Source organism: Streptomyces zaehneri, assembly GCF_032248645.1.
GTDB lineage: Bacteria > Actinomycetota > Actinomycetes > Streptomycetales > Streptomycetaceae > Streptomyces > Streptomyces coriariae.
Window position 1 is genome coordinate 125,450 of sequence record NZ_JASTTJ010000005.1, and the last position, 22,780, is coordinate 148,229.

Genomic DNA, 22,780 nt, shown 5'->3' on the forward strand with positions numbered 1-22,780 from the left:
ACCCCCGTGCCTCAGTCCCGCAGGCGGACCGGGATCTCCTGCCAGCCGCTCGCGATGAACGAGGGCACCTGCCGCAGCTCCGCGGCCCCGCTGTCCAGGCGCAGCCCGGGGAACCGGTCGAACAGCGCGGGCAGCGCCGTCAGCGCCTCCATCCGGGCCAACGGAGCCCCGATGCACCGGTGCACACCGATCCCGAAGGCCAGATGGTCGTCCGCCGCGCGTGCCGCGTCGAACACGTCGGCGTCCGCCCCGAATTTCGCCGGATCCACGTTCGCCGCCGCGTAGGTCGTGATGATCGCGTCGCCGGCCGGGATCGTCACCTCGCCCACCGTGATGTCGTCGACGGCGAACCGCAGCGGCAGCGTGGCGATCGGCGGGTGCAGCCGCAGCGTCTCGTCCACGACCGCGTCCCAGCCGATCTCGCCCGCGCGGACGGCCGCCAGCTGCTCGGGCCGCCGCAGCAGCGCCACCGCCGCGTTCCCGATGAGGTTCACCGTGGTCTCGAAACCGGCGCCGATGACCAGCAGCAGCGTGTAGAGCAGTTCCTCGTCGCCGAGCCGGTCGCCTTCCTCGTCGCGCACGCGGATGAGCTCGGTCGTCATGTCGTCGCCGGGGTGCTCGCGCTTGTACGCGATCAGCCCGCCCAGCACCGTGCCGATCTGCTCCTGGACGTACGCGGCGTGCTCCGGTGTCGGGTCGGTGGTGTCCATGATGGCCGCGACCAGCCGGACGTTGGCCTCCCGCAGCTCGTCCGGCACCCCGAAGAGTTCACAGACGATCTGCATCGGCAGCGGATGCGCGAAGCCGGCCTTGAGGTCGACGGTGTCGTCGCCCTTGTCCAGCGCGTCCAGCAGCTCCGCGGTGATCGCCTCCACCCGGGTGCGCAGCGCCTCGGTGCGCCGGTGGGTGAAGCTCGGCGCCACCAGTTTGCGCAGCCGCGCGTGGTCGGTGCCGTACGTGGAGAGCATGTTGATCACACCGACCCAGCCCAGGATCCAGCCCCAGGAAGGGTGCTCGCCGAGTTCCGCCCACTGCCGCCAGTGCCGCCGCGGGTCCTTGCTGACGCGCGGGTCCAGGATCAGTGCCTTGAGGGTGTCGTACCCGGTGGGCGCCCAGGCCGGTATGCCGCCGGGCAGCTCCACGGGCACGATCGCGCCGAGGGCGCGCAGCCGGGCGCTCTCGGCATGCACATCGGTGCCGAACGGGTCGAGGACGATGCGGTCGGTCACGGTCACGAACGGACTCCTGAGGGTTCGGAAGCGGGGGAGCGGGGGCTGAAGCGGACGGGCAGCGCGGTCAGCGCACGGTGGAACGGGCCGGGCCGCCAGGTCAGCCGATCGCGGGGTACGACGGGGTCGAGGTCGGGCAGCCACTGGGTGAGCCGTTCGATCGCCTCGGTGACCAGCAGCAGCGTGTGCTGCTTCACCGGACAGGCATGCGCTCCCGCTCCCCACGACAGGTGCGAGGCGTCGTTCGGATGCCGCCCCTCGGTGACCTCCCGCTCGGCGAGGATCCCGAGTGCCCCGTACGACACCACCACCGGCACGGCCTCGCGCAGCCACACCCCGTGGAAGGCCACGGGCCGGCGGACGTAGTAGATGCCGTAGTTCGCGAGCGGCGTCTCGTGGTGCAGCACCTCGACCACCGCGTCCATGACGGGGCGGGCGCCGTCGGTGAGGGTGGAGTAGTAGAGCGGGTTGCCCAGGATCCTCGACAGCGTGTTGGACAGCAGGTTGGCGGTCGGCCCGTATCCGGCGCCGAGCGTGAGGAACACCTGCCAGGTGACCTCCTCACGGGTCAGCCCCGCCGGGTGGTCCAGCAGCCGGCTCGGCAGATCGTCGCCGCGCCGTTCGGTCTTGGCGGCGATGAGGTCCAGTACGTACTGGGCGTACTCCGCCTCGCCCACGGTCGCCCGGTCGCCGCCCTCCATCATCTTGCCCACGCCCGAGTGCAGTCGGTCGCCCTGGCTCTCCGGCAGGCCGAACAGGTCGTTGAAGACCAGCGCCATCAGCGGCTCGGCGAAGTCGCCGACCAGGTCGGCCTCGCCCCGCGGCCCGATCCGGCCCACGAGCAGCCGCACCGCCCGGTGCACCCGCCCCCGCAGGTCGTGCGGTTCCACCAGGTCGAAGACGTCGATGAGGGTGGTGCGGTAGCGGACGTGCGCCGCGCCGTCGGCGAACAGGGCGTTGGGCCGCCACCGCATCATGCCGAGCACGGGAGAGTCGTCGGGGACGGTCGACTCCCATGCGCGCGGGTCGTGCGAGAACGTCTCCTCGTCGTGCAGCACCTCCAGCGCGGCACGCCGGTCGGTGATCACGTACGCCGGCACTCCGGGCGCCAACTCGCCCCAGCCGACCGGCCCTTGACTGCGCAGTGCCTGGTAGTGGCGGAGCGGGTCGGCGGCGAAGCTCTCGTCCCACAGCCGTACCGGCGCGGAACGGGCGAAGTCGCGCCGGTCGGGGGGATGGATGGTCACCGGGCCTCCACGGGGTCACGTCCGATCAGGTGGTCGACGAGCGCGAGCAGCGCGTCGATCGAGGAGTCGCGGTCCCGCGCGTCGCAGGTCACCATCGGTGTCCCGGGCTCCAGGTCCAGCGCATGGCGCAGCCGCTCCGCTCCATGGTGGCGGGGCGCGTCGGGGAAGTCGTTGAAGGCCACCGCGTACGGCAGCCCGCTCTCCTCCACCAGGCCCAGCACGTCGAACGACGCGTCGAGGCGGCGGCTGTCGACGAGGACGAGCGCGCCCAGCGCCCCGTAGGCGATGTCGTCCCACAGGGCGCGGAAGCGCTCCTGCCCGGGCGTGCCGAACAGGTACAGCACGACATCGCCCGGAAGGCTGATCCGCCCGAAGTCGATGGCGACGGTCGTCGTCGACTTCTCCCGCACCCCGGCCAGGTCGTCCACGTCGGCGGAGGCCTCGGAGAGATGTTCCTCGGTGTGCAGCGGACGGATCTCGGACACCGAGTCGATCAGGGTCGTCTTGCCCACCCCGAACGGCCCCGCGACCAGGATCTTCACCAGATCGCGGGCGGTGTCGGGGTGGTGGACGGCGCCGGACGCGCCGGCGCTAGGGGTGGTGTTTGAGGGCGCGGAGGCCATCGGCCACTCTCTTCAGCAGGTCGGGGTCGAACCGTTCGGCGGGCGGGATCGGCGCGCGGGCGAGAACGAGGTCCCGGTCGACGAGGTCGGCCGCCAGCACCCGTACCGCGGACACCGGCAGTCTGAGCAGCGCCGCCGCCTCGACCACCGCCAGCGAGCCGCCCGCCAGCGTGTCCAGCAGGGCCAGTTCGGCGGCCGGCAGGCCGGCCGGCAGCGGCTCCTCGCTGCGGGCGAGCACCGACAGCCGCTCCAGGTGGGGCCGGCTGGGCCGGGCCACACCGCCGGTCGACAGGTACGCGGGCACGAGGGGACGGCCGGCCGGGCGGCGGGTCATGCCGGCGCGTTGTCGTCGGCTCCTCGGGGCGCGGCCGCCATGGCCTTCTCGCCCAGTCGCGCCACCTGTGAGTGGACCCGGTGCGCCAGCAGGTCCAGCCGCATCTCGCCGTCGCCGTACGCGGCCACGCAGGTGCCGTGGTCGGTCGGCACGATCAGCACATACCCGTGGTCGGACTCGATGACGATCTGGCGTACCTCGGCCCGCTCCCGGTCGGCGAACGCGGCCGCCGCCGTCCGGCACGCCCCCTGCACGGTGCTGGTGATGGCGGCCACCCGCTCGGCCGACGGCTGCGACAGGGCGTCGGTGTAGCCCGTCACCAGGCCGTCGCGGGTCAGCATGACGGCGGCCAGCACGTGCGGCACCTGCAGGATCGGTTCCAGCACCCATGCCGTGTCGCCCGTATTACGGCTGGTCATCTCGCCGCTTCCCCCTCGATGTCGGTGTGGTCGGTGTGGTCGGTGTGGTCGGTGTGGTCGGTCTCGCCGGTCCGGGCGGCCGGGGTGTCCCCGTGGCCGTCGGCTCCGGCGTAATCGGCGGCGGCGCGGGCCGCCGCCGTGCCGGACTGGAGCGCGCCGAGCGCGGCCGCGGCCTCCTCCGGTCTCCGCGCGGGTCGGTGCGTGGTTGTGTGCGCGGCTCTGCGGGCCGGGCTCTCCTCGGGTGCGGCGGCCCGGGTGCGGCGACGGCGCTGCGGCAGGCCGTCGGTGTCCGAGGGCTCGTGATGCCCCGGTGCCGCCTCGGGGACGCCGGACTCCGTGCCGTACGCGTGGGAGGGCGCGGGCCGGTCGGCCGTGACCCTGCGGGTCGTGCGCGGCGCGCTCGCGGCCGGCGGCCGGTCGGCCGGGTCGAGACGGCTGAGGAGATGACTGTCTACCCGCAGCACCGCGCGCACGCCGCCGTACGGGGAGGCCGAGGAGACGTCGACGCCCAGGTCGAACTGCCGGGTGAGACGGCCGATCGCGGCCAGCCCCATGCGCGGCGGATCGCCCAGGTCGGTCAGCAGGATCAGGTCGTCACCGGCCACCAGCCGCTGGGCACGGTCGCGTTCGTCCCGCGTCATGCCGAGACCCGCGTCGTCGATGGTGACGCACACGCCGTGGTGGACGTGCTCCAGGCTCACCACGACGTCGGTGTCCGGGGCGGAGTGCCTGAGCGCGTTGTCGAGCAGCTCGGCGACGATGATGGCCACCGGTTCGACGGCGTGCGAGACCAGGGCCGTACCGGTCTCGAGGTGGTTGTGGACCTGGACCCGGTGGTAGCCCGCGAGCCGCGCCTGACCGCCGGTCACCGCGTCCACCAGGTGCGACTCCTCGCGCGCCAGCCCGACCCACGCCCCGCACACCACGGCGGTGACCTGCGCGCGGCGCAGCGACTGCTCGTTCTCGTGGTCCAGCCGGAACAGGGTCTGCGCCAACTCCGGTTCGTCGTAACGCTGCTGGAGTCCGCGCAGCGCGTCCTGGAGCCGGTACAGGGCCGCCTGGATCTCCCGGGTGGCGCCGCGCATCCCGGCCTGCGCGGCCGCGTCGACCCGGGTGCGCTGGGCGGCCACCTCGGACTGGAGCGCCGACACCACGTTCTCCAGGGCGATGCCCAGCGGGGTGCCGGTGGTGAGCGGCTGGAGCGGGCCCGGTTCGGACACGTGCGGATGGGCCACCTGGCGGGCGGCGGCGGGCACCCGCCGGCCGGCCAGATGCTCGACCTCCGCCGTGAACGCCCTTGCGGAACCCTCAAGTTGGGTGCGTAATGCGGCGATCTCGGCTCGCTGCCGGGTCTGTTGCCGCCGTAGTCGCAGCAATCCGCCGCCGAGGGCGAGCGCGGACAGTGTGCCGGCGGCCAGGCCGCCGGCCACCAGGTCCGGTAGTTCCATCATCGATTCGGTTCCAGGGAGGTCGGGCGTCGTCTCGGTGCTCAGGGCAGGGGTGGATCCGAAGGGCTCGGACCGGGCACCCGCAGCACAGTACACACCGTCATCGATCGATCCCGCACGGTTGAGCGAGACTTGCCTTCCAAAGTGCCCGGTATCTGTTCACTTCTGCGTCGACTGTCTGGATTGCCTTACACGACAGGTGAGTTGGACGGCATTGCGGGCATCGCCCGTGGGGTGCCGGTGAAGCGGCACGCAGTGGGGGAGCAGGCGGGCCGGTGCTGTGATCGGCCCGGGGTGTGCCTCCGAACGAGGGCCGCGCTCACCCGTGCCGGTGAGCGTGCGGTGCCCGCGCGTACCACCGCGCGCCCCTCACCGTTTACCCGTGCATGGACCGACCTCCGCCCGCACCTCCCGAGCCGCCTGCCCGTCCGGCCTCCTCAGCGCCGCTCTGTGGGCGCACCGGCCCCGGTGTCGGGTGCCGATCCACGCCCGGCTCGTCGCGCAGTGGCGGGCCGACGGGCGGACCGTGCCCGCCCGCTCGGACATGCGGTGGGTGCCCTCGTCCTCGGCCCGCCGCCTCCACCGCGACGAGGGCGGAACGTTGTGCCCGTGACCCGCTACCGGCCGCACATCGGGGTCAGCACGGCCAGCGTGCCGTTGGCCTGCCGCAGGGCCAGCTCCAGCGTGGCCGGCGCGTGCAGCGCCCCGGTCCCGTCCGGCGGGACCAGCCACTCCAGGAACCGCGCGGCGCGGTAGGGCGGTGGAACCGCCACCCAGGAGCCGCGGCCCGCGCGTCTCAGCCCCGCCCCGATCCACCGGGTGCCGGGATCCGGCGGGAGGAAGAACCCGACCCGGTGCGACGCGGTGTCCACGAGCGTGGGTCCGGGGACGGGGCGGGACGCCTGCCACAGCAGATCCAGGGTGAGCAGGCCCAGCCGGTCGGGCACGCTGAGGACGTCCCAGTAACGGCCCGCCGCCAGCAGGGCGATCCCGTCGCCCTGGTCCCATTCCCGCTTGCACAGCCGCGGGTCCGTCGCGGCGGCGGCGAGCCATTCCACGCCGCGCGTCCACATCGCATTGCTCATGTCGGCTCCGTGTGACGTCCTCCCCCGGCCGCATGCCGAGCGGGCATATGCATGTTGGTAGATATTTCTACCTGGCGGAAGGGGTGGCGAACCGTGGCGTTTCGGTGCGTTTCGTTCGATGTTCGAGTAGATGTTCGAATCGACGCCGTCCGGCTGGACCCGCGCCGTCCAACCGGACCCTAGTGGTCGTTCTCCAGGTGCAGCTTGAGCAGGTCCACGCCGTAGTCCCCGCCGTTGGGGGTGCGGATGATGGTGTGGATGTGCTGCTGGGTCGGGGTTCCGCCCGGTCCGCCCATGCCGCCGCCACCGTTGCTGTCCTTGTTGCCGTAGGCGAGCGGCGACTGGGCGTCGTACTCGATGAGGACGACCGGGCTGTGCACGCGGTAGTAGAAGGCCGAGGAGTCCTTGGTCTCGCCGATCCAGTAGAAGTACGTGTCGTCGAGGTGCTCCTCCACCTCCTTCATCCTCACCTCGGCGTGCCCGTCGTCCATGTTGCCGACGTAGACGCGCACCAGATCCAGCAGAGCGCTCTTCTGGGCGGCGGTGAACCCGGAGGCCACGAGGCCCTGGTAGGCCAGCTTGAGGTTGTCCTGGCCGGCGCCGGCCTTAAGGTTGTCCCCGGCCTTGGCCTCCGAGGAGATCACCTTCTCGCGCTGGGCGTTCGTGAGCGACCGCAGCACGGTGAGGCCGGCCGCCGTCTCCTTCCTGAAGAGGGTGATCTTCTCGCCGTCGTAGGTGGCCGAGGTCGGCTCGGAGCCCATGAAGGTGGGCGTCATGACCACCTGGTCGCCGAGCACGAAGTAGTTGATGGCCACGTGGTGGCCCTCGTACTGGAAGCCCCACGGCGCGGTGGTCGACGGGGTGCCCATGAAGGTGAAGAAGTAGGCGCCCTCGGTGAGCGTGTCCCGGTTGCCGCCGCTGTAGTCGCCCAGGAACGCGTTGAGCTTCATGATGTTGCGGGTCTGGGTGAGCCCCTCGGCGGACAACGCGACCCCGAGCAGCGCGTAGCCGAGGTCGCGCTGCTTGTCGGTCAGGTCGCCCATCCGGGCGCCCTCGCGCTGATAGCCGTCGACGTTGCTCCAGGCCAGCCACTCGTCGTCGTCCACCTCGAAGACGGAGGCCTTGCGCTCCTTGGTGGTCAGCCCGTCCAGGAACGCCTGGGCGGCCTTGACGACCTTGTCGGTGGAGACGTCCGTCGCGTGGATCGAGTACAGGTCGTCCGCGACCTTGCCGTCGGTGGTGACACCGACGAAGTCCGCGTACTTGACCTCGCTCGCCCCGGGGCCCATTCCGCCGGCGCCGCCGGGTCCCCCGGAGGGCATTCCGCCCGGGCCGCCTGAGGGCGAGGCGGCGTCCGCGGTGTCGGAGGAGCCGGAGGAGCCGGCGGAGCAGCCGGTCATGGTCGCCATGGCGGCGACACCGCCGGCGAGCAGCGCCTTGTTCATGAACCAGCGACGGCTGCGTTCGGATGCGGGGGTACGTGGTCGGTGTCCGTGCATGGGCCCCAACCTTCAGGAGGTACCTGAAGGAAACCTGAAAGGGTCCCCACGGTTCCCGTCCCCGTACCCGTACCCGTACCCGTCCCCGTGCTTGTCCTCGTCCCGTCCCCGGCCCGGCCCCGCTATTTCCGTCCCTCCTCCGGCCCCGTGGTTCCGGTCTCCGCCTTCGTCCTCGCCCTCGTCCCGGTCTCAGCCTCCTCCCGTCCCGGCTTCCGCCGCCCCCGTCCCGGTCCCGGTCCCGGTCTCCGCCTTCGTCCCCGTCCCGGTCACGGCCGTCCGGTGCCGCCCTGCGGAACCGGCAGCGGCAGATCGGCCTGGCGCAGCTCCGCCAGCAACTCGTTCTGTCCCGCGAGGAGTTCGGTGAGGATGCGGCGGGCGGCCCGCAGCAGCTCGGCCACGTCGCCGCCCGCGAGCGCGTAGCTGACCGTCGAGCCCTCCCGGATCGACACCACGATCCCGGCGCGGCGCAGCACCGCCAACTGCTGGGACAGGCTGGACGGTTCGATCTCGATCTCGGTGAGCAGGTCCCGCACGGCGACGGGGCCGCCCTGTAGCAGTTCGAGGACCCTGATGCGGACCGGGTGCCCGAGCATGCGGAAGAACTCGGCCTTGGCCTGGTAGAGGGGAACCTGCATGGTCGATCGCTCGCTCCCTGCCGCGTACGGTGCGTGGTGCGCGATGGCGCGGCGGCCTGCCGGGCAGGCCGTGCGCCGCCGCGCGCCACGTGCTGCGTCACGATCCTGGTGGCTGCGGGCTCCGCACACCCGTGTGATGCGCTGATCTGGATGTGTCGAGATGAAGAAATCTTCAATTCGAGGGCGTGCGGAGCCGCGGCCGTCCGGTCGCCTACACCTCGAGCTCGGCCTCGATCCGCTTGAGCTGGTGACGGGCCATGGCCAGGTTGGACCGGTCGCGGTCCAGGACGAGGTAGATGAACAGCCCGCTCCCGCCGCGGCCCTTGAGCAGCCGGATGAGGTGGTACTGGCCGGCGAGCGTGATCAGGATGTCCTCGATCTCGCCCTTCAGCCCCAGGTGTTCCATGGTGCGGACCTTGGCGCGGATCACATCGGTGTTGCCGGCCGCGGCGACGTTCAGATCGAGGTCCTTGCCTCCGCCGAGCGTGCCGAGTGCCATGCCGCTCGTGTAGTCCACGACGGCGACCCCCACCGCCCCCTCGATCGCGGTCATCGTCTCCTTCATAGAGATCTCCAGATTCGCCACGGCGCTTCTCCTGCCGCTCGCGCGGGCCCGGGCTCCTCCGGCCCCGCTGGTTCCCCGAACGTACGGAGCGTGTCCCCCGACGGAGTGACGCGCTTCGGGACTGGCCTGAGGAACTTCGGGTCGGCAAGATCCCTGCACGCTTTTGAACGCGCGCATACGGGAGTTGAGCGGATCGGCGACGCTCACCGGAACGCGTAGTCCCGTCTCGTCGTTCCAGGTGTTCCAGGTGTTCCAGGGTGTTCCTGGGTGATCCCGGGTTCTACGCCGACGCCCCGCAGCTGCCGTTCCCCGCCGCCTTCACCCAGGCCTACGACGCTCCTGCAAACGGCATTCGAGGCCTGACCAGGAGGCGTTCCTCAGTTCGTGGGCAGCCACTTCTCCAGGGCGCCGATGAGACGGTCCAGCGCGGGTGCGTCGGTGGAGCGGTCTGTCGTGACCGTACGGCCGTCGAACTGAAGCGTGTACTGGAACTTGTCCGCCGACCCCATGTCGATCGCGAACGCGGGGACGTCGTCGAGCGCGGGATCTCCGAGCAGGGTCCGCAGCGTCGTGAACTGTGCCGCGGTGGTGCGGCGCACCGCGGACTCGCCACTGTCGGTGGTCCGGACCGTGCCGTCGCCCCGGAGGACCACCTGCCGGTTCACCCCCGCGAAGCCGCCGCTGACGGTCATCGTCACCAGCTTCTGGTCCGGGCCCGTGACGGGCACCGGCGACGGGCTCGCCGACGCCGGAACCGACGCGGAGGGCGAGGCGGAGGGAGCGGAGACGGAGGGCGAGGCGGAAGGTGAGGCGGAGGGTGTGACGGGTGACGGTGGCGCGTCGGAGACGGTCGCCGTGACGACGGTCTCGTCCGTCGGCTCCGCCGCCTTCCCGTCGTCCCCGGACGAGCAGCCGGCCAACGCCAGCGCCGCGGCCGCGCACACCATCACCGAACTCCGAGTGAGCACCGTTCCCTCCCCTGCGTGTCATGTCCTGTGTCATGTCCCTGAGCACTCCTGTCCCTGAGTACCCGTCATGTCAGGGTGGCATGCCCAGGGTTTTCCGTCCGCCGGGGGCACGCCCGGCCTGCATCAGAAGTGTTGACTCGAGTTCTGAACTCGTGAACAGAACCAAGTAGCTCGTCGCGACGGTGTTGGTCTGTCGCTGGTAGGTGCGTTCTAGGTCAGAGTTCGGTCGTCCAGACCCCGACAGGGTGCTCACTCGGTGGCAGCCACAGCTGAGGCTGCGACTCCCGATGCCTTTCCTCAGCCTGTTGTTCCCAGTGAAAGCGGTCATCCACGTCGGGCCACGCAACTTGCAACACAGGAAAGGGAGGCCGTCGGTAGAACCCGATGGCACGCCCGAAGAAGGTCCGGTACCAGCGGAGATCGACCTGCCTGAGCGCGACCTGGTGACCGTCGCCAACGTCAGGATGCCTCTGGCCGCCAGCCAGTACAGCACCCGCGGCGGACTTCGCTCCGAGCCGGTTGAGCATGCGGTGCATGGCGTGGACATCGAGCCCGAACATGGCGAGTTCAGGTGCGCCGTGAGTGTGCGACAGACCGATCGTGTAGGCGAACCCAGGACCGATCTCGTCCTCGGGAACCATCACGACGTGCCATCCGTGCCGCTGCACATTCTCGGTGATCGTCAGATCCATGCGGTCCGCTTCGTCTCGGTCACCGTAGTCATGGCAGAGGACGCAGCGGCACTGGAACGGATCATCAGTCATGCGCGGAGGCTACGAGGTGAGCGTTCGAGCCGGGCAGCCGGGGTTCGCCTTTGGGAACCATGCCGAGGCATGGCTGCGGCAGTGGCGGGCGATGACGCCGGAGCAGAGGGCGGCTGTCGATCAGGGGCCGTGGACGCTCTCGGGATGGCTGTACTACTTCGACCCGACCGAGGAAGGGATGGGTCACGATCGCAGCTGGTGGTGGTGGCACGCGGGAACCGACGAGTCGGGGGGCTGGGTGCAGGTCGCTACCACGGGCTGGCCGTTCGGCAGCGGTTCGCTGTCCTGGCTGATCGAGGCCAGCGGCGGTACGGATCTCGTCTATGGGCCCTGAGGATCGAGCACCGCGCGCGGCGGCACGACCGCGGTAGTGGCTGACACCGCGAGATCACCATCTACGCCTGGAGTAATAGGGGTCCCACCAGCCACGGTGCGTCAACATCGCCCCTGACCGGGCCGATATACCTGCCGACGCCCCGCTCTCAGCAGAACCCACCGCCACCCGTTGACGGTCTTGGGCGGCTCCTTGGTGAACGCCTCATGCCCGGCGCGCTCGAGGGCGTCGTCGATGTCTCCCAGGGCCGGCCATTCACCTTCGTGGTGGGAGGCGTCGTAGCCGTTGCCCTTGATGCGCAGGGCGGGGCTGTGGCGCTGTTCCATCAGTGGGTGAGCGGCGCATCCCAACGGCGCCCCCCACCGTTTGCCCGGCTGCTGCCCCGGACGGAAGCAGCCGGCGTGCGGGGACTACGTGACGAACTGTTCGACGCCCACCGCGCCGAAGCGGCTCGCCCGGCCGCCGGCCGCCCACCAACTCCAGACCGAGCGTCACCAGTGCCGGGAGCTTGTCGGCGGTGAACTCCCGGCGCCTGCTCTCGATGTTCGACAGGAGCCCGCCGACCTCGGCGGCGCTTCCCGGGATGCCGGTTGTTCCGGCCGTCAGGGTGCACGGGCTGGGTACGGCCAGGGAGGGACGTTTGGGCCCCGCCTGGCGCATTGGGCTGCTCTGATCGGGGGATGCACTGTCAGACCTGATCCCTACCGTCCGCTGTGGACAAGGTTCCGCCACCGAGCGAAGGAGACAGTGATGGTGTTCGTCGGGGTCCACGGAGAGTGGGGGCGCATCGACGTCACCCAGGCTGACCTCGGCTGCGGCCGGGACAGGGCGAGCATCTACAAGACCAAGCGGCCCGCACCGCTGACCTGCTACGAGTGCGACTGGCGCCTCCACCTGGTCCACAAGACCCACGGCGCGTACGACCTGTGGTTCCTGCGGCATGCCAACCAAGCTCCTCACTGCGAAGCCAGGGCCGCCGGCGAGGGCATGGCCCACCATCTGCTCAAGCTCGACCTCGCCCACCACGCCCGCGCGGCAGGCTGGAGCGCCGAGTACGAGGTCGCCGCTCCGGACGGCTCTTGGCGCGCGGACGTGATGGCCACCTCTCCCGACGGCAGCCGCCGCGTGGCCCTGGAGGCGCAGATGGCCTCCATCTCGGTCGCCGACATCGAGGCACGCACCGGCCGGTACGGCGAGGCCGGTGTCGAGGTGTGCTGGTTCACCGACCGAAAGACGGCCCCCTGGCTGGACAACGTGCCCGCCGTCCAGATCGCCCGTCCCGACGACGGTGGCCCTGTCCAGGTCACGGCCGGGGCCGCCCGCTTCGAGCCCGAATGGTGCGACAACCGGACGGTCTGCGACTGGTGTGACTGCGAGGACTGCGGTGCGGGCGTCGACGGTCCTCTGCCGTGCGAAGGCCACGGCAAGTGGGAGCCGGCTGCCCCCTTCCCTCTGGAACGCTTCGTCGCCGCCGTCTGTCAGAACGCCACCCGGCCCCACCGCCTTCGCCTGGGCTGGGACACCAAAGGCAAGTGGCGGTGGATCACCCGGCGGTACTTCGACATGGAAGAGGAACAGTTCCAGGCTCACATTCGCAAATACCAGATCGTCGAACGCCTGCAAACCGTCCAGCAGCGACAACAGGAGGCGCGGCAGGCCGCCGAGCAGGAGCACCTGGCGGCGATCGAGGCCCTGCTCCAACGTCAGAAGGCTCTGATCAAGCCGGTGGCGGAGTTCGTCTACCACGAGGCCGGCGCCTATCCCAGCGTCGCCCGCGACGGCAGTCCCGAGTTCGCCATGGGAGTGCCCGTACACGTGCGCGGGAAGCCGTACGCAGTCATCTGCCCCGTGGCCGGCCGGGTCCCCGCGCTGCGCCGCCGTCTGGCCCCCCTGATCCTCTTCGCTGCCTCCGAGCGGGAGCGCAGCCGCATCCTGGCTCAGGCGGCCCCCGGTCAGCGCATCGAGGTTCTCACCGCGGAACTCGCCCCGGCTTCCGCACCGGCGGTTCCTCTACAGAAGGACCAAGGCGGCCTCACTGTCCGGCAGGCGGTGAACCGGATGTTCGGTCTCGACAGGATGTGAAGGGCCCCTCCGCTTCCCGGCCAGTACGAGATGGACGTCATCATCCAGACGGGGTTCCCGCGCTGCTTCCCCGTCGTCGCCGACTTCATCATGTGGGCGAAGAACCAGGGCGTCGCGGTAGGCCCGGGGCGTGCCTCGGCGGCCGGCTCGATCGTCGCGGAGGACGAGGCAGGGGCGGTGTGGGCGGCCATGGAGTCTGTCGGGCACGGACCCGACGTCTTCACGGCAAACCGGCGCCGCGTCCCGCAGTCGGGACAGAGCCGGCGAGGGATGACCGGCTGTACCTCCAAAGCGTCGCGGCTGCCCCACGCCGAGGCGAACCGCACCTCCTCGAAGGGATGCCCGGGGCCGGGGTGAGGTGCTCGCCGACCTGCCGGGGCGCCTCCGGGATGGCGGCCCCGGCCGCGGCGTTCACCGCAGCCGAGGCCCCTGTGCCCTCTGCCGCGCAGCGGTTCCAGCCCTGGCCGACCGCAGCCCGCCTCGTCCGCGGCCGCGGACAGGGAGCTGCCGTCGGCGCACAGCGTGCCGACGCGGGCGTTGCCGGGCCCTGCGTCAGAAGGTCAGGTTCCAGGCGTCGATCTTGCCTGTGTCGGAGGCGGCGTTGTCGTTGACGCGCAGTTTCCAGGTGCCGTTCGCGACCTCCGAGGAGGCGTTCACGGTGTAGGTCTGGGCGATGTTGTCGGCGCTGCCGCCGGCGTGGTCGTGCAGCGTGTAGACGGTGCCGTCCGGCGCCACCAGGTCGACCTTCAGGTCACCGATGTAGGTGTGCTTGATGTCCACGCCCACCTTGAGGGTGGCCGGGGCGTTGCCGGTCACGCCGGTCACGGCGATCGGGCTCTCCACGGTCGCGTTGTCGTTGACGGCGAAGTCCGCGAGGTTCTCGAAGTACTTGCCGGGCGGCGGGGTGGTCCCGACCGCCTTCAGGGCGTCGACCTGTCCTTCGCCGAAGAACGAGTTGCTGGCCGTCGTGCCCGTGCAGCGGCTGTCCGAGGGGCAGGCGATGTCGTTGGCCTGGGCGGCCAGCTTGGCGCGGATCTGAGCCGGGGTGATGCCCGGGTCGGCGCTGGCGATGAGTGCCGCAACGCCGACCACGTGCGGAGTGGCCATCGAGGTGCCGCTCTTGCTGCCGTAGCCGCCGCCGGGGACGGTGGAGTACACGTTGCTGCCCGGCGCCGCGACGTCGATGACGCCCTGCCCGTAGTTGGAGAACGAGGCCTTGGTGACGCCCGTGCCGTTGGCCGCGACCGTGACCACGCCCGGCAGCTCGGTCGGGATGTCGAGGCAGGCGTTGGTGATGGTGCGGGTGACCGGCGTCGAGTCGTTCGGGCTCGCGGAGTCGGTCGTCTTGTGGGCGAGGTCGTAGTTCTCGTTGCCCGCCGCGGCGATCTGGAGGGAGCCCTTGCCCTCGGCGTACTCCTGGGCGCGCTTGACGCCCTCGATGATGGCGGCCTGGTCGATGTTGTCCGGGCAGTTGAACTGCCACGGGTCCGTGTAGTAGCTGTTGTTGGTGACCTTGAAGCCGTGGTCACCGGCCCAGACGAAGCCGCAGATGGTGTTCTCGGCGAAGAAGAAGGAGTTGCCCGGCTCGGCGACCCGGACCGCGGCGATCCTCACCCCGGGGGCCACGCCGACGACGCCCTTGCCGTTCTTGGCCGCGGCGACGGTGCCCGCCACGTGGGTGCCGTGCGTGTCGACGTCCCGCCAGGCGCCGGCACGGGTGTCGGGCTTGCCGTAGGCGCAGGAGACCGAGTCGGCCGCGTCGAAGTTGGGCGCCAGGTCCTGGTGCCGGTCGTCCACACCGGTGTCCAGGATGCCGACCTTCACGGAGGCGGAGCCCGGGTTCACGGCCCACGCCTGGTCGGCCTTGATCTGGCTCATGTCGGCCCGGACCGGTTCTCCGGCCGGGGTCGAGGCCTGGGCCGGATCGGCCGGGAGCGCCGGGTCGTAGGCGTCGGCCGGTACGTCCGAGGTGCGCGTGGCGCCGACCTGCTGCACGCCGGCGACGCCGCGCATGGTGGCGGCGAACCCGCTGGACGCCGAGTGGGCGACGATCACGCCGATGGCGTCGAAGTTCGAGAAGACGGTGCCGCCGTTGGCCGCGATCGCGGAACGGACCGCCGAGCTGTCACCAGGGGCGGTGATCACGAGGTAGGCACGCGTGCCGGCCACCCAGGTCGCACTCCGGGAAGCCGGCACGGCGGCCGGAGCGTGGGCCTTGGCGGCCGTCGCGGTGGAGGGGGCGACGGGGAGCGTGCCCGCGAGGGCGCCCGGGGCGCCGAACGCGAGGACGGCGCCGAGCGTGGCCGCCAGCACCAGCGTGCGTCTGGATCGGCCGGATATGGGGGGTATCAATGCGTCCTCCGGAGACGGCCCGGCCGCGCTGAGGGCACCGGCGGGGCCGTACGAAACGAATGGTGAATGCAAGATGTCAGGTGCATGCTCCTGTGCGGAAGTACCTTTCCGCACAGGGAAGTCATAGGGTCATGGCTGAAAAGAGACGCACTCCGGGCATCGAGGGGTCGAGACCCCTCGGGAGTCCGGCGCCGCCGACCGCGCCCTGGCATAGCGGCCGCAGTCCGGACATGCCGCCCCAGCCGCGCGGCCTCCAGCCACCACCTCGACCGTGCCGAACGCGGTCGCGGCCGACGTGCGGACCGCGGCGGCCGCGGTCCTCGTCCAAGACGGCACCCTGGAGGTCCGCTGCCCGGTCGGCACGGCCGAGACCGTCACGCCGGCGCCCGATCCAGGGAGAGGGGCCGACGTGAGCGCCGACGCGTGACAGGTGCGGGCCCCGGACCCGGTCCGGCCGCGGCGTCGCTTGCGGCCGGGCCGGGGGAGCGGGCAGGGTTCCGTGCCGTGGCCACTTTGCTGATCGTCCATCACACCCCCTCGCCCAACTGCCAGGCGCTGTTCGAAGCGGTCGTCTCGGGCGCGACGGCGCCGGAGATCGAGGGCGTCCGCGTCGAACGCCGAGCCGCCCTCGCCGCGACCGCCTCCGACGTCCTGGCCGCCGACGCCTACCTGCTGGGCACGCCGGCCAACCTCGGCTATATGTCCGGTGCGCTCAAGCACTTCTTCGACCAGGTGTACTACCCCTGCCTCGACACCACCCGTGGCCGGCCCTTCGGTTACTACGTGCACGGCGGCAACGACGTCACCGGCGCGGTGCGCGGCATCGGGACCATCACCACGGGCCTGGGCTGGCGACGCGCGGCCGAGCCGGTCACCGTCACCGGGGAACCCGGCAAGGCGGACGTGGCCGCCTGCTGGGAACTGGGCGCGACGGTCGCGGCCGGCTTGATGGCATGAGGGCCTGACGGGCGCCGACCGCCGTGCGTCAGTGCCCGCCCGGTCCGGGCAGACACGTCCCCTCGACCGTGCGCCCGACGACCTCCGCCGTCGCGTGACCGCTGCTGTCGACGGTCCCGTTGACGCACACCCGGCCCTCGCCGCCCCCTACGAGCATGTCGTGCAGGGGGACCAGGAAATCGCCCCGCACCTCGATCTGCCGCGGCTCCAGGCCCAGCGCCCCGGCGGCGGCCGTCCGCAGCCCGTCCAGAGTGGTCCCCTTGTCCGCGAGTTCCCGGAGTGCGGCGGCCAGTGCCGTCGCCCGGGGCTGTGCTGCCTGCCGTTGCCCGGCGGTGATGGGCTGGGCCTCACGGAAGGCGTGGTTCTCGGCGACCCGCTGGTCCCAGCCGTAGCTGATGCACGGAGAAGGCGACGCCAGGGTGTCCTCGGGCGGCGGGCAGAAGCCCTTCGCCGAACCGGAGGGCGAGGTAGCGGCCGAGGCGGCCGCCCGGGGGTCGCTCGGCTGATCGGCGCATCCGGCGGTGAGGACGAGCAGGGCGAGCAGAACCGGGGCGCCGAGCCGTCGCCGTATCCGTGTCATGTCTCGATCATGACAGGCGGGTGGGACACGCGGGCGTCGGCACGAGACGGCGGAACGTGGAGACCTGCCACCACCTCAGTTCCAGAGCGGGTACGTCACCACTCGCCCGAACTGCTCCGGCCTGTCCCCGAGGTAGGTGAGGGTGATCCGGCTGTAGTGCTGCACCTGCGGGTTCTTCTTCCACGGCTGCGGCCGGTCCAGCTTCACGACGACGGCGTACGGGTGGAAGGCGCCCGCCGCGCAGTACGGATCGCAGTCGTTGACGACGTTGACCCCGGTGGCCCGCGCCGAGTTCGAGCCCCAGCTGTCCCAGTGCAGCGAGACCAGACGGCTGTTGCCGTCGCCGCACGCGAGGATGAAGTCACCGGGCCGCACCTTGGCGTGCCAGAGGCAGTCGACCAACACGGGCGGTGTGGCCTGCCGCACCGCGGCCGCGCGCGCCGTGGGCGGCGACGCGGCCGGCACGGCCGAGGCCGAGCCGACGGCCGCCGTGAGGCCCAGCGCCGCACAGAGCATGACCGCTGTTCTCGTCGTGTGTCGCATGTCCGCTCCCGCCCGACCGAACCGGGAGCCGTCTGTGTCCGCGCCCGGATGAACTTCTCTACCGACGCTACGACGGCGAGCGGAAGGGGACCACTCGAACGGCCCAGCCCCGCGAGGCGCGGCGACGACCGGGCCGGACGCGCTGGGTGGTGTCCGCGAAGTTCCGCCCGGCTCGCGACGCCCGGCACGCGCTCCCTTTGAGGGAGACTCCCGGCCGCGTTGTCGGGATCGCCCTGTCGGGATCGCCCACGGACACCCGGTACGAGGGCGCCCTGCGACCGCACCCACCGACGCCGCGAGCCCTGTCCTGCGGGCAGACGACGCTGCTGCGCGGATACGACCTAGGAGGCGTCCACCCGCGCCACCTGGCTTCCTTCCGCCCTGCCGCCCTCGGCCGTGCCGTCCCGCACGACCACGACGATCTCGTCCGTGCGGCTCCAGACCCGTCTGCCGGCCTTGGCGGGGTTGAGCCGGACCTCGTGGCCGGCGGGCGCGGCGGCGGTGTCGTGACAGCGGTAGCCGATCGCGCATTCGCTCCGGTCACGCGCCGCCGCCACGACCGTGGCGAAGGAGGCGGGACGGTCCGGGAGCACATAGTGATGTGCCGGACGCAGCCGCAGTGCGCTGCCGCCGGCGGCGAACAGTTCCTCGAACACTGCGGCAAGGTGTCCGTTCTGCGAGACCTGTGCCATCAGCAGGCCCGTCAGCTGTCCGCCGACGACCGCCTCGGAGCCCGGTCCGAGCGGGGCCAGTGCCCGGTTGCGTTCGTCGGCGAGTTCCGCGATCACCGGCACGGAGTGCCCCGTCTCCTGCGCAAGCGACCGCAGGATCAGCAGGACGACCAGGGTGCGGTGGTCCGGCCGGTCGGCGTCGTCGCCGGTGTCCGGCCCGAGCACGATGATCCGGTCGTAGGAGCCCGGGTCGAGACCGCGCAGGGACGAGGGGTCGGTCGGATCGGCGGTTGCGCAGGTCACCGCGAGCCCGTCGACGAGCGAGGCTTCCCTGCGCGGTTCCGGCAGCGGCAGCGGGAGCGTCGGGGGCGCCTGCTCCGCCGGGTCGGTCACGACGTGCAGGACCGAGCCCGGCCGAGCGCAGCGGCGCAGCTGGTCGACCAGGTGCGCCGCCCGGCGGTTCCAGCCCAGCAGCAGGAAACGCGACGGTCCGACCGGTCCGGCACCGTGCTCGGCCAGGGCTGTCGGCTCCACGAGGTCCCGGCAGTCCTCCCACCGCGCGGTGTCCTCGTCCGGCGCCACGACCACGAGGCGGTCTCCCGGCGCGACGACGGTCGCCGGCGGCGGGCTGAGCAGGGGAGTGCCGTCGGCCCGCACCAGCCCGGCCACGGCGGCCGTCGCGCAGTCGAGCAGGACGTCGCCGAAAGGGCGTCCCACGAGCTCGGGAGCGGCGGCGAGGTAGAACTCGTCGCCCGCGAAGTCGAGGAGCTCCCGCAGCACGGGCGTCAGGCCCGGGTGAAGCGCGGAGTGCGCGATCAGTCCGGCCGCCGTCCGGTCGGACTCCAGCACGATGCCCCGCGGACCCGCGGCCAGCCGCGCCGCGGTCCGGTAGCGCTCGTCCCGTACACAGGCGACGACGGGCGCGCCCGGGTGCTCGCCGAGGACGGCGCGCAGGGCCAGCAGGGTCCGTACCGTCTCGGCGTCCCCGGCGGCCTCCGTGCCGGGCAGGACCAGCACCGCGTGCGCCGATCCCGGACTGACCAGCCCGAGCGCGTCGGGATCGGCCGTGGAGCCGCTGCGGCAGATCAGGCGCGTGGTGCCGGTGGGTCCGAGTACGGCCGCCAGCGCCTCCTCCATCTCCGTCTTGTCCCGGTCGGCGAGCACCACGACCGCGCTCCAGCGCTGATCGGTGCGTGCCGCGACCAGTTCGCCGACCACCGTGAACACCTGCTCCGACCAGCCGAGCACCACCGAGTGGCCCGTCTCCACCACGGTGGAGCGGCCTCGGCGCAGTTCGGTGAGGCGGTCGGTGAGGCCGGTGGTGATCACGCCGATCAGGGTCGACACGTACAGCAGTGCCATCAGGCCCAGCAGCACGGACAGCAGCATCCGCAGCGGGGCGCCGGTCACCGCGCCCAGCCGCAGGGTCTCCGCGCTCACCCGCCAAACCGCGGTCAGCCGGCCCGACAGCGACCGGGGCGAGGACGGGTCCGTCCACACCAGCAGCGCACTCGCCGGGACGACGATGCCCAGGCAGGTCACGGCCAGCCATCCGACCAGCCTTCCGGTGCTGCGGGCCAGTGTGTTGTCGAACCGGTAGCGCATCCGCTCCCGTAACGAAACCGGCCCTCGCCGCTGCCCTTCCACCGCGCCCCCTGTCTCCTGCCGACTCCCGTCGCCACCTGAACTCGCAGGGTGCAGCCCGCGGTGCCGCGACACGCCGTGTGAGTCCCCGTATTCACCCTTTCGGGAACGGGGCCGCTCTCGCGGCTGAAAACGTGTGCCGAGCAGGGCGGATCCCCAGCAGGACATGGTCATTTCCAGCCGTTGTTTTGGCATTCCCATGACAAACCTGTGCACGCGGTGCCACGCTGCTGCCGAAGTTCACCCTTCCTTCACACCCGCATCATGCGGGGCATCCCACCCCACCCCCCACCTCCTTCCACCCGCCTGCCGTGCAGCGCTCCGGACCGGCCCCATCCCGTCGGTCCGCCCCACCTCGGCCCCCACCGCGGGCCGACCGTCGCACAGAAGGAGAACCCGTTGCCCCGGCGACACCACCCCACCCTCCGGCGCAGACGCGCCACCGCCCTCGCGCTGACGACCATCGGGACCCTGCTCGCTCTGGGTGCCCCCGCCGGTACCGCCGGCGCGGCTCCCGCCGACCCCGGCCCCGCCAAGATCACCGCCACGCCTCGCGCCGGCGCTGCGGCGACCACCCTGTCTCCGGCCCGCCGCGCCTCGCTGATCAAGAGCGCGCAGACCACGGCCGGCACCACGGCCCAGCGGCTCGCCCTCGGCGCGCAGGAGAAGCTCGTCGTCAGGGACGTCGTCCAGGACGCCGACGGCACCACGCACACCCGCTACGAGCGCACCTACGCCGGACTGCCCGTCCTCGGCGGTGACCTGGTCGTCCACCTCAAGAGCGGCCGTACCACCGTGTCCAAGGCGAGCGGCGCCACGCTCACGCTGCCGTCCCTCAGCCCGAAGCTCACCGCGGCCAACGCCACCGGCAAGGCTCTCGCGGCCGCGAAGGGCGCCGACGTCACCGGCACCGCGACCGAGCGCGCGCCCCGTCTCGTCGTCTGGGCCGGCGTCGCCAAGCCCGTCCTGGCCTGGGAGACGGTCGTCGAAGGCGTCCAGCAGGACGGCACGCCCAGCGAACTCCAGGTGGTCACCGACGCCACCACGGGCAAGCAGATCCTCGCCGCCGAGAAGGTGCACACCGGCACCGGCACCGGCCAGTACGTCGGCACGGTTCCCGTCGGCAGCACGCTGTCGGGATCGACGTACCAGCTCACCGACGGCGACCGCGCCGGGCACAAGACGTACGACCTGAACCAGGGAACCTCCGGCACCGGCACCCTGTTCACGGACGACAACGATGTCTGGGGCACCGGACTGCCGTCCAACCGCCAGACCGCCGGTGTGGACGTGGCCTTCGGCGCCGCCGCCACCTGGGACTACTACAAGGACGTCTACGGCCGCAACGGCATCCGCAACGACGGCGTCGCCGCCTACAGCCGGGCCCACTACGGCAGCAACTACGTCAACGCCTTCTGGCAGGACAGCTGCTTCTGCATGACCTACGGCGACGGTTCGGGCAACACGCACCCGCTGACCTCCCTCGACGTGGCCGCCCACGAGATGAGCCACGGCGTCACCGCCGCCACCGCCAACCTGACCTACTCCGGCGAGTCCGGCGGTCTCAACGAGGCGACCTCCGACATCTTCGCCGCGGCCGTCGAGTTCCACTCGGACCTCGCCGCCGACCCCGGCGACTACCTCGTCGGCGAGAAGATCGACATCAACGGCAACGGCACCCCGCTGCGGTACATGGACAAGCCCTCCAAGGACGGCTCCTCCCGCGACAGCTGGAGCTCCACCCTGGGCAGCGTCGACGTCCACTACTCCTCGGGCCCCGCGAACCACTTCTTCTACCTGCTCTCCGAGGGCAGCGGCGCCAAGACCGTCAACGGCGTCGCCTACGACAGCCCGACCTACGACGGTCAGGCCGTCACCGGCATCGGCATCGAGAACGCCGCCGCCATCTGGTACAGGGCGCTGACGACGTACATGACCTCGTCCACCAACTACGCGGGCGCCCGCACGGCCACCCTCCAGGCGTCGGCCGACCTGTTCGGCGCGTACAGCCCCACCTACCTCGCCGTCGCCGACGCCTGGGCCGCCATCAACGTCGGCAGCCGCATAGCCCTCGGCGTCAACGTCGCCCCGATCGCCGACCAGACCAGCGGCGTCGGCCAGGCGGTCGGCCTTCAGGTGGACGCCTACACCACCAACTCCGGTGCGGGCCTGACCTATGAGGCCACCGGCCTGCCCGACGGCCTGACCCTCAGCGCGAGCGGCCTGATCTCCGGGACGCCGACCACTCTCGGCACCAGCGACGTCGCCGTCACGGTCACCGACAGCACGGGCGCTTCCGTCACGGACACCTTCACCTGGCGGATCGCGTACATCTACGCCACCGCCACCCGCGTCGACATCCCCGACAACGGCGCCGCCGTGGAGTCCCCGATCACCATCGCGGGCCGCGACGGCAACGCCTCGGCCACCACCTCTGTCTACGTGAACATCGTGCACACCTACCGCGGTGACCTGACCGTCGACCTCGTCGGTCCTGACGGCACCGTCTACTCGCTCCTCAACCGCACCGGCGGCTCCGCCGACAACGTCGACCAGACCTTCACCGTCGACGCCTCGGCCCAGCCTCTCACCGGTACCTGGAAGCTGCGGGTCCAGGACCGCGCGTCGATCGACGTGGGCTACATCCAGCGCTGGCAGCTCACGCCCTGACCGGTCGGTCCACTCCCTGAGTTCATTCCCTGACCGGTTCACTCTCTGATCGGTGCGTGCCGCTGCCGGTTCACACTCCGACCGCAGGCCGATCGACACCGCCGCCCGGGTCCTCCCAGACCCGGGCGGCG

23 protein-coding genes and 1 pseudogene are annotated in these 22,780 nt (G+C 71.5%); 7 read left to right on the top strand and 17 right to left on the bottom strand.

What is annotated here, in order from left to right; genetic code table 11:
• Positions 1-11: 11 nt before the first annotated feature.
• Genes QQM72_RS10750 through QQM72_RS10775 form a run of 6 tightly spaced genes read right to left on the bottom strand, consistent with a single transcriptional unit; the run spans position 12 to position 5,303 of the window.
• On the bottom strand, positions 12-1,235 hold the full coding sequence (locus tag QQM72_RS10750; protein ID WP_314220598.1) for a cytochrome P450 family protein: 1,224 nt from the start codon (positions 1,233-1,235) through the stop codon (positions 12-14).
• Positions 1,232-2,476 carry a cytochrome P450 family protein gene (locus QQM72_RS10755; protein WP_314220599.1) on the bottom strand — a complete coding sequence of 415 codons (1,245 nt, stop codon included), beginning with the start codon at positions 2,474-2,476 and terminating at the stop codon, positions 1,232-1,234. The genes QQM72_RS10750 and QQM72_RS10755 overlap by 4 nt, the downstream gene beginning before the upstream one ends.
• Complete coding sequence (locus QQM72_RS10760) at positions 2,473-3,099, bottom strand: GTP-binding protein (RefSeq protein ID WP_314220600.1); 627 nt, start codon at positions 3,097-3,099, stop codon at positions 2,473-2,475. The genes QQM72_RS10755 and QQM72_RS10760 overlap by 4 nt, the downstream gene beginning before the upstream one ends.
• Complete coding sequence (locus tag QQM72_RS10765; protein ID WP_314220601.1) at positions 3,068-3,433, bottom strand: DUF742 domain-containing protein; 366 nt, start codon at positions 3,431-3,433, stop codon at positions 3,068-3,070. The genes QQM72_RS10760 and QQM72_RS10765 overlap by 32 nt, the downstream gene beginning before the upstream one ends.
• Positions 3,430-3,852, bottom strand: coding sequence for a roadblock/LC7 domain-containing protein (locus tag QQM72_RS10770; protein WP_054245159.1), 423 nt, complete (start codon positions 3,850-3,852; stop codon positions 3,430-3,432). Before QQM72_RS10770 ends, QQM72_RS10765 begins: the two co-directional genes overlap by 4 nt.
• Positions 3,849-5,303, bottom strand: a complete 1,455-nt coding sequence (locus QQM72_RS10775; RefSeq protein ID WP_314220602.1) for an ATP-binding protein — start codon at positions 5,301-5,303, stop codon at positions 3,849-3,851. Before QQM72_RS10775 ends, QQM72_RS10770 begins: the two co-directional genes overlap by 4 nt.
• A 379-nt stretch (positions 5,304-5,682) precedes the next feature.
• Between QQM72_RS10775 and QQM72_RS10780 the strand changes: the two genes are divergently transcribed.
• Positions 5,683-5,913: a hypothetical protein gene (locus tag QQM72_RS10780; RefSeq protein WP_314220603.1), complete on the top strand. Its 231-nt coding sequence runs from the start codon at positions 5,683-5,685 to the stop codon at positions 5,911-5,913.
• A gap of 4 nt (positions 5,914-5,917) precedes the next feature.
• Here QQM72_RS10780 and QQM72_RS10785 read toward each other — a convergent pair whose 3' ends face one another.
• The 6 genes from QQM72_RS10785 to QQM72_RS10810 all read right to left on the bottom strand — a co-directional run bounded on the left by QQM72_RS10785 (position 5,918) and on the right by QQM72_RS10810 (position 10,816).
• Positions 5,918-6,385, bottom strand: a complete 468-nt coding sequence (locus QQM72_RS10785; RefSeq protein ID WP_314220604.1) for a hypothetical protein — start codon at positions 6,383-6,385, stop codon at positions 5,918-5,920.
• 179 nt (positions 6,386-6,564) lie between these two features.
• The gene (locus QQM72_RS10790) at positions 6,565-7,884 is read right to left on the bottom strand and encodes a DUF3500 domain-containing protein (RefSeq protein WP_314220605.1); all 1,320 of its coding nucleotides are present in this window, start codon (positions 7,882-7,884) and stop codon (positions 6,565-6,567) included.
• A gap of 266 nt (positions 7,885-8,150) precedes the next feature.
• A complete protein-coding gene (locus tag QQM72_RS10795) occupies positions 8,151-8,519 on the bottom strand; it encodes an ArsR/SmtB family transcription factor (RefSeq protein ID WP_020127091.1) in 369 nt (122 codons plus the stop codon).
• A gap of 211 nt (positions 8,520-8,730) precedes the next feature.
• Positions 8,731-9,105 carry a hypothetical protein gene (locus QQM72_RS10800; RefSeq protein ID WP_314220606.1) on the bottom strand — a complete coding sequence of 125 codons (375 nt, stop codon included), beginning with the start codon at positions 9,103-9,105 and terminating at the stop codon, positions 8,731-8,733.
• 356 nt (positions 9,106-9,461) lie between these two features.
• A complete protein-coding gene (locus tag QQM72_RS10805; RefSeq protein ID WP_314220607.1) occupies positions 9,462-10,052 on the bottom strand; it encodes a hypothetical protein in 591 nt (196 codons plus the stop codon).
• A 215-nt stretch (positions 10,053-10,267) separates the two neighbouring features.
• Complete coding sequence (locus QQM72_RS10810; protein WP_314220608.1) at positions 10,268-10,816, bottom strand: DUF4262 domain-containing protein; 549 nt, start codon at positions 10,814-10,816, stop codon at positions 10,268-10,270.
• A gap of 16 nt (positions 10,817-10,832) precedes the next feature.
• Here QQM72_RS10810 and QQM72_RS10815 point away from each other — a divergent pair, with 16 nt between their 5' ends.
• Positions 10,833-11,150, top strand: coding sequence for a hypothetical protein (locus QQM72_RS10815; protein ID WP_314220609.1), 318 nt, complete (start codon positions 10,833-10,835; stop codon positions 11,148-11,150).
• 101 nt (positions 11,151-11,251) lie between these two features.
• Here the strand turns inward: QQM72_RS10815 and QQM72_RS10820 are convergent, their stop codons facing one another.
• Positions 11,252-11,476 (bottom strand): hypothetical protein, encoded by a 225-nt coding sequence (locus QQM72_RS10820; protein WP_314220610.1) that lies wholly within the window; start codon positions 11,474-11,476, stop codon positions 11,252-11,254.
• 424 nt (positions 11,477-11,900) lie between these two features.
• Here QQM72_RS10820 and QQM72_RS10825 point away from each other — a divergent pair, with 424 nt between their 5' ends.
• On the top strand, positions 11,901-13,232 hold the full coding sequence (locus QQM72_RS10825; protein WP_314220611.1) for a competence protein CoiA family protein: 1,332 nt from the start codon (positions 11,901-11,903) through the stop codon (positions 13,230-13,232).
• A 21-nt stretch (positions 13,233-13,253) separates the two neighbouring features.
• A pseudogene (locus tag QQM72_RS40870) lies at positions 13,254-13,391 on the top strand (hypothetical protein); the annotation flags it as partial.
• Positions 13,392-13,784: 393 nt separating this feature from the next.
• On the opposite strand, the gene QQM72_RS10835 reads toward QQM72_RS40870, so the two are convergent.
• The gene (locus tag QQM72_RS10835; protein WP_314220807.1) at positions 13,785-15,545 is read right to left on the bottom strand and encodes a S8 family peptidase; all 1,761 of its coding nucleotides are present in this window, start codon (positions 15,543-15,545) and stop codon (positions 13,785-13,787) included.
• 310 nt (positions 15,546-15,855) lie between these two features.
• Here QQM72_RS10835 and QQM72_RS10840 point away from each other — a divergent pair, with 310 nt between their 5' ends.
• Together QQM72_RS10840 and QQM72_RS10845 are read left to right on the top strand one after the other, a co-directional pair.
• Positions 15,856-16,011 (top strand): hypothetical protein, encoded by a 156-nt coding sequence (locus QQM72_RS10840; protein WP_314220613.1) that lies wholly within the window; start codon positions 15,856-15,858, stop codon positions 16,009-16,011.
• A 77-nt stretch (positions 16,012-16,088) separates the two neighbouring features.
• Positions 16,089-16,541, top strand: a complete 453-nt coding sequence (locus QQM72_RS10845) for a flavodoxin family protein (RefSeq protein ID WP_314220614.1) — start codon at positions 16,089-16,091, stop codon at positions 16,539-16,541.
• Between the two features lie 28 nt (positions 16,542-16,569).
• Here the strand turns inward: QQM72_RS10845 and QQM72_RS10850 are convergent, their stop codons facing one another.
• From QQM72_RS10850 to QQM72_RS10860, 3 genes are all read right to left on the bottom strand, one after another.
• The gene (locus QQM72_RS10850; RefSeq protein WP_314220615.1) at positions 16,570-17,121 is read right to left on the bottom strand and encodes a precorrin-3B C(17)-methyltransferase; all 552 of its coding nucleotides are present in this window, start codon (positions 17,119-17,121) and stop codon (positions 16,570-16,572) included.
• A 75-nt stretch (positions 17,122-17,196) separates the two neighbouring features.
• On the bottom strand, positions 17,197-17,664 hold the full coding sequence (locus QQM72_RS10855; protein WP_314220616.1) for a hypothetical protein: 468 nt from the start codon (positions 17,662-17,664) through the stop codon (positions 17,197-17,199).
• A 341-nt stretch (positions 17,665-18,005) separates the two neighbouring features.
• Positions 18,006-19,940 (bottom strand): CASTOR/POLLUX-related putative ion channel, encoded by a 1,935-nt coding sequence (locus tag QQM72_RS10860; protein WP_314220617.1) that lies wholly within the window; start codon positions 19,938-19,940, stop codon positions 18,006-18,008.
• Positions 19,941-20,378: 438 nt separating this feature from the next.
• On the opposite strand from QQM72_RS10860, the gene QQM72_RS10865 reads away from it, so the two are divergent.
• Positions 20,379-22,649 (top strand): M4 family metallopeptidase, encoded by a 2,271-nt coding sequence (locus QQM72_RS10865; protein WP_314220618.1) that lies wholly within the window; start codon positions 20,379-20,381, stop codon positions 22,647-22,649.
• Positions 22,650-22,780 lie beyond the last annotated feature (131 nt).